Here is a 12,689-nt window from a genome sequence, read left to right on the forward strand (position 1 = left end):
TCGCCGCGTGGTCAAGAAGCTGCCCCGGGAACGGGTCGGGTCACGAATGGTCGCGGAGGAAGGCGATGAGCTCGCCGATCTCCAGGTCGCGCTGCTCGCGGCGCCCGAGGTCGGCGAGGAAGGCGTCGAACGGCACCGGCCGGCCGAGGTGCGCCTGGATCGCCTCGCCGAGGACGACGGCGTCGATCGACGCCAGGCCGAGGTCGGCGAAGAACCGCGTCTCGGGGACGATTGGGGAGATCGGGTCGACGTTCAGGGCCTCGCGAAAGATCGCGCGAAGGTCCTCGAGCAATTCGGCCTCGGTCTGGACGGTACTCATGACTCTCACCCTTCCTCTCCAACGGTCCATGCCCAGAGATGTTCGTCTCGCCTCGCGGTCTGCACGCGGATCGTCGTGCCGTCGCCCGGGGCGACGTGCGCCTCGCCGGTTCCCTCGTCGAACGCGACGACCTCGGCCCCAACCGTCCCGCAGGCCCTGGCGGCGGCACGGATGGCCACGGCCTCGCGGCCGGCTCGCTCATCCTCGCCGTGGAAGGCCCGGACGTCGATGCCGACGCGGGCCGAGGGATCGCGGACGGCGATCGCCACGGCCAGGCCGTCGGCGAAGGCGGTCGAGATCGCCGGCGGATCCGGACGGTCGGGAGCCGCGAGGTCCATGAGCAGGGCTTCACCGGTGCCTTCGGCGATCCGGACGGCCAGGTCCGCCGGGAATCGCGGTGCCTCGCCGGCGGCCAGCCAGAGCCGGCGGACGGCCTCCTTGGCCGCGACCTTGCCCCGGAGCGACTCCGCCCGGCGGGACTCGGATCCGCCGTGCTCGCCGCGGGCTTCTTCCAGCTCCTCGGGCGAGAGCTGCACGGCCTCGAGGACGTCACGCCAGACCGGCCGCGACATGTCGGCGGGCGGGGCGAGCCAGACGGCGGCCGCCTCCGCCGGATCGACTCCGCGGAGCTCGAGCGGCTCGCCGACGAGGATCGCGTCGGGGGCCCGGAAGACGTCGCGGTATCGCGACGGCCAGTAGAACCGCCAGTCCTCCCAGCCCTCGATCCGCATCCAGGCCGTCTCATCCGGCCGGACGATCTCGGCGTCAACCCGGACGCGATGGCGCTCGACCTCTCGGATGAAGATCCGGCAGGCGACCGGCGTCCCTTCTCGGGGGGAATCGCCGAAAATCGAGAGCCGGCCCATGCCCAACGGGAAGATCACGTCCCCCTGCTCGAGGCAGTCGAGCCCCCAGCAGCCCAGGAGGTGCGTGAAGTTGTCGAGGATGATCGGGTCGATGAGCATCGCGCCGGGCTCGCCCTGGCGGAGGATCGTGCCCAGCGGACGGACCGTGAGCACGCCGGAGGCGCCCTCCGACCCGGTCGGGCCGACCTCGGTCACGGCCTGCATCGCGGGGCCGTGGAAGAGCCACTGCTCGTCGTAAAGCTGCTCCGCCGTGAACCTGCTGGGCCGAGCTTCCGCGGGGCCGAAGGGCGTCGCCCGGACGGGCTCCGCGGCGGATCCCGCGAACCGGGAGATCCCCTCGTAGACGAGCCGGCCCGCGGCGCCGGGCTCCAGGACGTGGTGGAGCGTCACGCGGGCGGCCAGGGGGTCGCCCGCGAGTCCCTCGGCGCGGATCTCGAATTCGGAGCCGGGCGCGTAGGCGACCCACCGGTGTGCCTTCACGCCCTCGAGGCCCTCGAGCGCCATCCCGGGCGGGACGACGAGCGCCCCGGCCTCCGCGACGATCTCCGCCATCACCGCGAAGGGGACCACGGGCAGCCCCAGGCGGCCCGGCTCCAGGGCCGAGATCCGCCGCCCCCCCAGCGTGTGATTCGTGGCGGCCGGGTCGCCGATGCCGTCGAGCGCGAGCCGGCTGACGAGCCTCCGGCCGGGCTCCCAGTCGACGATGGCCCCGATCCAGGGGCCTGGGGCGGCCGGCGCCGCCATCGCCGGACGCGGGGGCGGATCCGCGGCCGCGGACGCCAGGTACGCTCGCATGACCTGCTGTTGAGTGGTCAGAAACTCATTCATCGAACTCAGGTAGCCGAGCATCGCACCGTCGGCGGCGGCGGCGGCGAAGGGGGCGAGCAGCTCGAATTCGACCGGGCTCGGATCGACCGGAACGTGGTGCCCGTTGGCGATCGCCCGCCCATCTCCGTTCGACGGCGTGAGGTCCGCGAGGGCCAGCTCGCGAGCAAAGAGGCTGCCGGCATCCTCCGATCGCCGCGATGGGGCCCTCAGCCTGGCGGCGAGGCCCCGGTCCAGCGTCATCTCCGGGAAGCCGAGCGCGAGATCCTGGGTCGGGCGGGGGGGCGGCGGCGCCGCCTCCAGGTCGATCGTCGTGGGCCGTCGGCGGGCGTAGAAGTAGGTCAGGTCGATCGCGATCCCCTGGGCGAAGAGCGAGGCGGCCAGGTGATTGAGCTGCGCCGTCCCGGATCGCCGGGGGAGATTGGCGGCGACGGCGAACGCGGGACGACCGCGGAGGATGTCCTCGGCGTACCCGCAGAGGTTGCCCCGTGCGCCGGCGTCGACGAAGACGCTGTGGCCGTCGCGGTACATCGCCTCGACCGTCTCGCGGAAGCGGACCGGCCGGGTCCATTGATCGACGGCCAGGCCGCGGATGACCTCCGGATCATCGCCCATCGGTGCGGCCGTCGCGCACGAGTACACGGGGACGGTCGGGGGCTTCAGGTCCAGTCCGCCGTAGAACGCGCGGAGCGGATCGAGCGCGGTCGAGAAGCGCGGCGTGTGATACGCCCGGGCGAACGGGAGGACCTCGCAGACGACGCCGGTGCCCCGGAGATCGGCGACGACGCGGTCGGTCTCGTCGGCCGGCCCGGCGAGGACCACCTGGTGGGGGCAATTGTCGATGGCGACCATGACCGACGGCCCGGCCGCGCGGCACGCGGCGAGCGCCCGATCGCGGTCGGTCCCCGCGGCGACGAGCCGCGCCGACGGGATGGCGCCCTGCGACTCGAGCTCCCGGAAGGCCGCGCTCAGCCGGCTGAGCGGGCCGTGGAGGGAGCGATCGGTCGAAAGCACCCCCGCCGCCGCGAGCGCGGGGAGCTCGCCGCTGCTGTGGCCGGCGACGGCCGCGGGTCGCAGGCCCAGGCGATGGAGGACCTGGAAGATGGCCCACTGGCAGGCGAAGACGGCGGTCACCGCGGTCTCGGCCGAGAAGAGCCGGCCCTCGGCCGACTCGGGGCCGCCGAAGAGGTGTCGGCTCGGGGGCGTCTCCTCGCCGGAATCGCGGGCGATCCGATCGGCGACGTCGATGACCGAGCGAAGCTCCGGGAAATGCGGGCAGAGATCCGCAAGCATGCCGGGATATTGCGAGCCCTCGCCCGGGAAGAGGAACGCGAGCGAGCCCTCGCGGCCGGCGGGTCGTTCCCAGAAATAGATGCCCCGGGCGTCCTTCACCAGCCGGCACTTCGGGTCGCGGAGGCGGGTCTCGGCGGCCTCGAGATGCGCGATCAGCTCCTCGATCGAGCCGGCGACGAGGCCGAGGCGGACGGCCCCGGGCCGGGCGATCGCCTCGCCGTTGAGAGTCCAGGCCAGGTCCTTGAGGGCGTGTCGCTCGCCGCGACCCAGCCGATCGCGGACCCACCGGACCCGGTCGGCGAGCCCCGGGCGATCGTCGGCGGCGAGCAGGAATGCCTCGGTGTCCCAGCCCAGCATGGCACCCGGCGTCATGCCGTCGGCCGATCCGGGGTGCTCCTCGAGGACGGCATGGGCGTTGATCCCGGCGAACCCGAAGGCGCTGACGGCGGCGCGACGAGGGCTCGCGGCGTCGCCGTGCGTCCAGGGGCGGGATTCGGCCAGCATCTCCAGCCCGGCGGCGGCCACGCGCGGCTGCGGGCGGTCGGCCCCCAGGGTCGGCGGCAGGACGCGGTGATGGAGCGAGAGCGCCGCCTTGATCAATCCGGCCATCCCGGCCGCGGGCATCGCGTGGCCGATCTGCGAGGCGACGGCGCCCAGGACGCGAGCCCCGGAGGCGGCGGAAGCCCTGGGGAAGACGCGAGCCATGGCGCGGAGCTCCGCGCGGTCGGCGGCCGGCACGCCCAGGCCGTGACCCTCGATCAGGCCGATGCTCCCGGGATCGATGCCGGCCGCCCGGTAGGCCCGCCGCATCGCCCGGGCGTGCCCCTTCGCGCTCGGCGCGGCCAGGCCGCGGCCGCGGCCATCGCTGGCCAGTCCCACGGCCTTCACGACGGCGTAGATCCGATCGCCCGCGCGTTCGGCATCGGCCAGCCTCTTGAGGATGACCACGCCCGCCCCCTCGCCCGGGATCATGCCATCGGCGTCCGCGCCGAATGGCCGCGCCTTGCCGGAGCGCGAGAGGACGTTCAACCGGCTGAAGACCAGCGGGAAATCGACGTCGGCCTCGACGTAGACGCCCCCGACGATCGCCACGTCGGCCCGCCGCTCGATCAGGGCCCGGCTCCCGAGCTCGACCGCCAGCAGGGAAGAGGCGCTCGCGGCGTCGACCACGAAGCTGGCGCCGGAAAGGTCCAGTCGATCGGCGATCCGGCCGGCCGTGGCGTTGGTGAGCTGGCCGGGGATCGTCGCGGCCTCGAAGGGGGGGAGGCTCGCCTTCAGCCCGTGGCGGATGTCGTCGAGGTCCCGGTCGGTCCATTCGGGGTGGAGCGAGGCCAGCAGGCCGACGGTCTGGGCCACGATCCGGCCGTGCTGGAGCCTGGTCAGGTTGCCGCGGTTGAAGTAATTGCCGCGGCCGATGACCACGTCCACGCGGCGGCGGTCGATCGCGTCCGGGACGATCCCGGCGTCGTCGAGCGCGGCACGGGCGGCGTCGAGGATCAGGAACTGCTCGGGCTCGCCGCCGGCCACGGCCAGCGGCATGATGCCGTGGGCCGTGGCGTCGAACGGGATGGGCCCGTCGAGATAGCCGCCGCGGCGGCAGGCCACGCGATCGTTCGCCTCCGAGTCCTCGTCGAGGAAGGTCTCGAGCGGCCAGCGATCGGGGGGGACCTCGCGGGTGGCGTCGCGATTGGCCAGGATGTTCGCCCAGTAGGCGAACAGGTCCGCCGCGCCGGGGAACCGGCACCCCATGCCGACGATCGCGACGTCATAAGGCCGGCGCCGGCTCATCGAACGGCCTCCAGCCGGCGGGCCGCCGGTCGAAGGATCGGGGCCTCGAGCGTCCCGAGGTCGCCGGCGTAGATCACCTCCACGTCCCCCTTGCGGCCGCGGCTGAGCTCGTCCATGAGGGCGGCGACGCCGGCCTCCGGCGCGATCATGCCGAGCCCGCGCGAGCCGAGATGATCGGCCAGGTCCGAGACCATGCCGATGCCGGCCCAGGGGCCCCAGATCGGCGCCAGCACGCGGCCGGGCCAGCGGCGGTCGAGCCAGATCGCCAGCTTGTTGAGGGCGTCGTTGGCCGCGGCGTAGTCGGACTGGCCCTCGTTGCCGAATCGGCCGGCGATCGAGGAGAAGAAGACGCTGAACCGGAGCCGTTCCGGGTGCAGGATCCGGGCGAGGTTGAGGGCTCCGTCGAGCTTCGTACCGAGGACGCGGTCGAAGGACTCGATCGACTTCTCCGTGATCAGCTTGTCTCGGATCAGCCCCGCGCCGTAGACGAGCCCGACGGGCTCGCCGACGAGCCGCCGCCAGCCGTCGAGGACGCTCGCGACCCGGTCAGGATCGCGGACATCGGCCTGGGCGTACTCGACCCGGGCGCCCAGGGCCTTCAACGTCTCCAGGCTGCGACGGACCTCGCGACCGCGGCGGAACGACTGGTAGGCGAGCTCGAGGTCCGCGGGCGCGACCGGTTTTCCCCCGCGGCGGAGGCGATCATAGAGGGCGGACTTGAGCGCCGCGGGATCGTCCACGCGGTCGAGCTCGGCGTCGGCCGGGCCGATGGGCGCGGGCGTGGTGCCCATCAGGAGCAACGTCGGCCGCCACCGCCGGGCCATCTCGGCGGCGACCAGCGACGTGATCCCGCGGGCCCCGCCCACGATCACCACGGGCTCGCCCGGCGCCACCGGCGGGGCGGCCTTGGCCGACGACGACGGGAGGGACGAGGGGACGGCCCGGAGGCGGATCCGGCGGCTTCCTCGGTAGCCGACCTCCGACCACGGGTCGTCGTTGAGGAGCTCGCCCAGCAGGCGGGACGCCAGCTTCTTCGTCGCCTCGCGGACGTCCAGGTCGACGACGCGTGTGCGGACGGCACTCCACTCGCGGGCGATGGTCTTGATCAGGCCGAAGACGGCGCCGTGGCCCGGGAAGATGTCGACGGTGCCGGCCTCGCCGACGCCGTGGAGGCTGGCGAGATCCCCGCCCATGGCGGTCGCGGCGATCAGGGAGGCACCGCCGCGGGATGCGGCCTCGCCGAGGTCGCCGGCCATGCCCTTGGCCAGCAGGAACAGGCCCCGCGCATCCGGCGTCATCCGCCGCGCCCAGGCCGCCGGATCCAGGTCACAGGCCCGCGACGACCGGAGCGGCGAGAGGTGGACCAGGCCCGTCAGCGGCCCGCCGAGGCGAGCCCGGGCCAGCGAGTCCTCGACCGCGGCCTCCGACGTCCAGTCGAGCCGCGAGGACGGACCGCCGACCACCGCGGTCTTCCAGCCTCGGGTCCGGAGCGACGCCTCCAGCGCGTCGGAGACCCCGCGGTCATCCGGGGTGATCACGACGACGCCCCCGTCCACCAGGCCGGCCTCGCCCCCTTGCAGGGGCGCGGGGACCGCCTCCAGGACCAGCCGCCGCGGCTCGACCCCGGCGGCCTCCGGAGCCCTGTCCCTGGCGGCCGGGACGGGCGTCACCGCCGCGGGGGCCGGGGCCGGGGCCGGGGCCGGGGCCGGTGTCGGTGTCGGTGTCGGCTCGGCGGCCGCCTTGCCCAGCGACTTCTCGACGCGATCGACGATCGCGCCCAGGGTCCTGGCGCCCGCGAGCCTGTCCATGGCCTCCGGATCGGACGCCCCGCCGATCCCCGGGTACGCGTCGCGGAGCTTGCCCAGGATCTCCACGCGCTTGATCGAATCGATGCCGAGATCGGCCTCCAGGTCGAGGTCCAGCTTGAGGACCTCGAGCGGATAGCCGGTCCGGTCGCGGACGATGTCCAGGAGCCTGGCGGCGACATCGTCGCGGACGACGGCCGCGACGGCCGGCGGTGCGGGGGCCGGCATCGCGACGACCGGCGCGACCGGTTGCTGAGCGGGCTTCGGTGCGGGCGGGGGCGGCGCGGGCCGGGGCGCGCTCACGGGCACAGGCACGGGCGCAACCGTCGGAGCCGGCGTCGGCGTCGGCATCGCCATCGGCGGCGGGGACGGCGCCGCAGTGCTCACGCCGGGCGCGGGGTGGCCGGACAGGTACGCGAGCATGGTGGTCCGCTGGACTTCCAGGAAGGTCCGCATCGTCTCCTGGAATGCGAGCATCACGCGCTCGGAGGCCGCCGGGGCCGCCATCGGCACCGGCGACGACGACGGGGGCGGGGACGGCGGCACCGCCGCGGCCCTGGTCGGTTCCGGGGTCTCGAGACGCGGCGAAGGAGCGGTCTGCGGCTTGCCGTTGGTCGCGTGCATCGTGCGGGATCCCTCGTGCCTCGTGCCGTTGGACGCGGTTCCGTTTGACGTTGGTGCCTGCGGGGGGGCCGGTGCGGGCGGAGTCGGGCTGCTCGGCGTCAATCCCGACTGGCCGAGCCGACGCGGCTCCGGCGCGTGCATCGGGCGTGCGCGGCTGCCGTTGACCAGCCAGGTGGACGGGGAAAGCGGCGTCGAACCGTCGCCCGCGGGGAGGTTCTCCAGGTCGAGGACGCGGTCGGAACGCCCCCTCGTCAGCTCCGCGAGCCTGGGCCTCACGCCGGCTGCCGTCAGCCTGGCCAGGGCATGGAGCAGGCCCACCACGCCCTGCCGACCGGGCATCTCGAAGGCCACGCTCAGGTGGGGTCGGTCGCCGAGGATCGAGCCGATGAGCGAGGAGAGCACGCAGCCCGGGCCGACCTCCACGAAGACGCCCGCCCCACCCTCGGCCATCGCCTCGATCATCTCGGCGAAGCGGACGGGGCGGACGGCGTGCTCGCCCAGCCGGGCCGCGATGGCGCGGGGGTCGTCCGGGTGGACGGTCGCGTCGAGATTCGAGTAGACGGGCATCGAGGGCGGACCGCCCAGTCGCCGGGCCGCCTCGTCCGCCAGCGGCCCCCGCGCCGGTTCCATCCGGGGCGTGTGGAAGGCGGCGGCGACCGGCAGGCGACGAGCCCGGATCCGCCTGGCCTCGGCCCGCTCGATGACCCGCTCGATCTCCTCGCGAGGCCCGGCGACGACGGTCTGCTTGGGCCCGTTGAGGTTCACGAGCCGGGTCTCCGCCAGCCCCGCGATCAGCGGCCGGACCGCGTCCGCACCGGCCATCAGGGCGGCCATCGTGCCGGGAGCATCCCCGCCCGCCTCGCGCATCAGGCGGCCGCGGGCCTCGGCCAGCGCGGCCAGGTCATCCGCACGCAACGAGCCGGCGGCGTGGAGCGCGGCGAGCTCGCCGAAGCTGTGGCCGGCGACCATGTCGGCCTTCAGGCCGAGCCGGTCGAGGAGCCTCAGCAATCCGACACTCGCCGCGCCGATCGCCGGCTGCGCGACCTCGGTTGCGCGGAGGGCGTCGGCCTGACCGCCCTTCGTCGCCTCATCGAACGCCGGGGCCGGGAAGACGAGCGGGCCGATCGGGTCCCGCCCGCTCGAGATCAGGGCCGCGTCGAATTCCTCGAAGCCGCCGCGGACCTCGTCGAAGTGCACGGCCAGCTCGCGGAGCATGTTCACGGCCTGCGAGCCCTGGCCCGGGAAGACGAAGGCGACCTTGCCGCCGGGGACGCCGGCGACCTGGCGGTAGTGGATGCCCCTCGGATCGGCGATCTCCTTCGTGCCCGACCGGATGGCACGGCGGGCGGTGTCCAGCTTGGTGATCAGGTCTTCATGCGATTCCGCGACGATGGCCAGGATCGGCCCGGCGGCCCCCCCGTCGAATCGCGTGCCGAGCGTGTGCGCCAGGTCGCGGAGCGAGGGCTTCGCGCCAGCCGCCAGTCGCCCCGCCAGGCCGTCCAGGTCGCGGAGCAGAGCGCCGCGATCGGCGGCCGACCAGGCGAGCAGCTCCGCCGGCCAGTCGCGGGTCGGGGGCGCGGGGCTCGCCACGGGGTCGGCGTCGTAGGCCTCCAGCACGGCGTGGAAGTTCGTCCCGCCGAACCCGAAGGCGCTGACGCCCGCCCGCCGGGGTCGGTCGGGGGCGGCATGCAGCCAGGGCTGGGGCTCCACGTTGATCCGGAGCGTCTCGCCGTTCTCCTTCAGCCGGGGCGTCGGTGTCTCGATGCCGATCGTCGGGGGGAGCACGCGATGCCAGAGCGCGAGCGACGCGTGGATCAGGCCGGCGAGACCCGCGGCGCACTTCGTGTGGCCGATCTGAGACTTGACGGAGCCGACGACGCAGCCGCCGGGCTTCCCGCCCCGGGAGGCGAGCAGGCGGCCGAGGGCGCCGACCTCGACGACGTCGCCGACGGCCGTCCCGGTGCCGTGGGCCTCCACGTAGCCGACGGTCGAGGGGTCGATCCCGGCCTCGCGATAGGCCCGCTCGAGCGCCCGCACCTGGCCGTCGTCATTGGGCGCGGTCAGGCCCTTGGCCCGGCCGTCGCTGGAGGAGCCCACGCCGCGGATCACGGCGTAGATCCGGTCGCCGTCGCGCTCCGCGTCCTCCAGCCGCTTGAGGACGACGGCCGCCACGCCCTCGCTGATCACGATGCCGTCGGCACTCGCGTCGAACGGCCGGCAGCGGCCCCGCGGGGAGAACGCCTGGGTCTTGCTGAAGGCCAGGTAGGTGAACGGATTCTGGACCGTGTCCACACCCCCGAGCAGGACCATGTCCGCCGCGCCGTGGCGGAGCTCGCGGACCGCGAGGTTGAGCGCGGCCAGCGACGAGCCGCACGCCGCATCCACCGTGTAATTCGCGCCCCCCAGGTCCAGCCGATTGGCGATCCGCCCGGCGGTGACGTTGAGCAAAAAGCCCGGGAAGGAGTCCTCGGTCCACTCGGGGAGCAGCCCGTCGCAACGCTCCATCGCCGAGGCGCCGCCGCCGGGGATCACCGCGTCGAGCATCGGGAGGTAGGAGCGGAACGCGTAGCCCATGGAGACCTGGGCCGCGCCGCCCCCCATGCCCAGCACGACGGCCGTGCGGTCCTTCGGGAACGGCCGGGTCGAATAGCCGGCGTCGGCCAGGGCCGCCCGAGAGACCTCGAGCGCCAGGAGCTGCGCGGGCTCCATCGACGGCAGGCTCGCCGGCGGCATGCCGTAGCGGATCGGGTCGAAGGGGAGGTCGGGGACGAAGCCGCCCCACTTCGAGTAGATCTTGTCCGGGGCCTTCGGGTCCGGATCGTAGTACGGCCGCCAGTCCCAGCGGTCGCCGGGGATCTCGGTGATGGCGTCCACGCCCTTGAGGGAATTGGCCCAGAAGGCCGACACATCCTTCGCGCCGGGCAGGAGCGCGGCCATGCCGACGATCGCGACGGCGGCGGGGCTCGGCTCGGGCTCGGGATCGGGCGCGGCCACCCGGCGGGTCGCCGTCCGCTCGATCCAGGCGGTCGACCCCGAGCTGACGTCGCGATGCAGGTCCCGCATCGAGATCGACGCGTCGCGGAGCGCCGCGACCTGGCCGATCATGTACAGCCCGTCCGCCGCCTGGCGTTCCTCCGGGACGGCAGCCAGCGGCGCCTCGCCGCCCGGCTCGCGATCGACGCCCTTGGCCGCGATCCGCAAGCGCCCGGCGTTGAGCCGCTCGAGGGCCGTGCGGATCTCCTCGTTCGAGGCCCCGGCGGCGATCAGCCTGGCGCGTTCCGCCTCGAAGGTGCCGACGAACGGCGAGGGCGAGACGCGGACCTGGTGCCCGGGCCCGCTCTCGAGGAGGACCGTCCGGCGGCAGCGGAGCGCCTCGCGCTGGAACCGCTCGACGATGGCCCCGGTGGAGACCGCCTCGGGGGTGAAGAGGTAGGCCGTGCCCATGAGGACGCCGACCCTCATCCCCTTCGCGGCGAGGTCACCGGCGATCGCGGCGACGGCCGCCGCCGAGCGGGCATCGTGGATCCCGCCCGCGAAGACGACGGCCAGCGACGAGGCGTCGATCCCCCGCGCGATCGCCTCGTCCAGGACGCCGCACGCCTGCTCCCAGAGGAGGAAGCTCGATCGCGGGCCGACGTGCCCGCCGCACTCGCGCCCCTCGAGGATGAACCGCCGTGCCCCGGCCCGGAGGTACTGATCGAGGAGCCCCGGCGAGGGGACGTGGAGGTAGGTCCGGATTCCGTCCCCCTCGAGCTCGGCCGCCTGGTCCGGCCTCCCCCCCGCGATCAGGGCGAATGGCGGCCGCGCCCGGCGGACGGCGGCGAGCTGCTCCTCCCGGAGCTCCGCCGGGGCGAATCCGAGCAGTCCCACGCCCCACGGCTTGCCGGCCAGCCTCTGCGAGGTCTCCGCCAGCAGGACCCCGGCGGCCGGGCCGCGGAGCAGGGCGAGCGCGATGAACGGGACGGCCCCCTCGCCCGCCACGGCCTCGGCGAACGCGGCGACGTCGCTGACGCGGGTCATGGGCCCCTGGAGGATGGGGAACTCGCTGCCGTGATCTCTCGCCAGGGTTGAGCCCGGGGCGAGCGGCCGGACCCGGTCCGCCTCGGCGATGCCGCGATCGATGGCGCGCTCGAACTCCTGGACGATCCCGCCGACCGTGACGTGCCGCCCCGCCAGGTCCCCGGCGAAGGCCGCATCCGGTCCCACCGGCCAGGCCTGGGCGGGGCCCCAGCCGACCTCGCGGATCAGCGCCCTCGACCACTCCTCGCCGCCGTCGCGGGCCGCCTGCCGGAGCCTCGCCAGCGCGGGGGACATCGGCGGGGCGAACACGCGCCATCCGCGGCCGTCGGCGGGCTGGACCCGCAAGGACTCGCTGCCGTCCCAGGTCGCGATCCGCTCCCTCGCTTCGGGCGTGATCGACGACTCGCGGGCGAGCAGCACGGCCCCCTCCAGGACCACGCCCGCCGCCCCCGCCGCGATGCAACCGGCCGCCACGCGGGGCCCGATCCCCCCTCGGACCCAAACCGGCCGGTCCGTCCGAGCCAGGATCGCCTGGAGCACGATGAACGCGGAGTCCATCCCCGAAGGCCCGCCGACCTCCTCGCCCACCGCGATCAGGCCATCGGCATTCGCCGGGATTGCGGCCTCCACGCCGACGACCGAGCCGACCTCGATCAGGACTCGCCGACCTTCCGACCTCACCCTCCGACAGGCTTCCGCCCGCTCATCCGCCGATCCGTCCTCCGTGAGGACGACCGCCGTGAGCGCCTCGTCGGCGAATCCGAGCGTCTCGCGTGATGCCGCCGCCGCAGAGAGCCGCAGGGCGAACGCGGGGACCTTCAACGCTCGCAGCCTCGCGAGCCCGCGTGCCGGGTCGACCCCTCCCGTCAGGTCAAGGATGCCGAGAGCACCGGATCGGCTCGCGGCGGCGACGATCCCGGCGCCGTCCAGCCCCGGAGGTGCCATCACGAAGATGCGGTGTTCGTTCCAGTGCATCGCAGGAGACTCGCGCAACAGGGGCAAGGATGTTCCCTCGACTCTATCACGCGAGCAAAATGGGAAACCTGCACAAGATGGAAAAGACACAACGAATGGCCTCAGATTTTTTCGGGTATGACCGTCCCGCGAGGGGAAGCAAGGAGAGGGACTTTGTCGAACGGGGGGGACGAA

The 12,689-nt window shown here is 74.0% G+C and carries 3 protein-coding genes; all 3 read right to left on the reverse strand.

Features of this window, described 5'->3' with window-relative positions:
- Positions 1-40 precede the first annotated feature (40 nt).
- The 3 genes from G6O54_RS02480 to G6O54_RS02490 are packed head-to-tail and all read right to left on the reverse strand — an operon-like array spanning position 41 to position 12,515.
- Positions 41-319, reverse strand: coding sequence for an acyl carrier protein (locus G6O54_RS02480; RefSeq protein ID WP_165219837.1), 279 nt, complete (start codon positions 317-319; stop codon positions 41-43).
- 5 nt (positions 320-324) lie between these two features.
- Positions 325-5,091, reverse strand: a complete 4,767-nt coding sequence (locus G6O54_RS02485; RefSeq protein ID WP_165219839.1) for a type I polyketide synthase — start codon at positions 5,089-5,091, stop codon at positions 325-327.
- A complete protein-coding gene (locus G6O54_RS02490) occupies positions 5,088-12,515 on the reverse strand; it encodes a type I polyketide synthase (RefSeq protein ID WP_165219841.1) in 7,428 nt (2,475 codons plus the stop codon). The genes G6O54_RS02485 and G6O54_RS02490 overlap by 4 nt, the downstream gene beginning before the upstream one ends.
- Positions 12,516-12,689: the final 174 nt, after the last annotated feature.

The organism is Aquisphaera insulae (genome assembly GCF_011064615.1).
Classification (GTDB): domain Bacteria; phylum Planctomycetota; class Planctomycetia; order Isosphaerales; family Isosphaeraceae; genus Aquisphaera; species Aquisphaera insulae.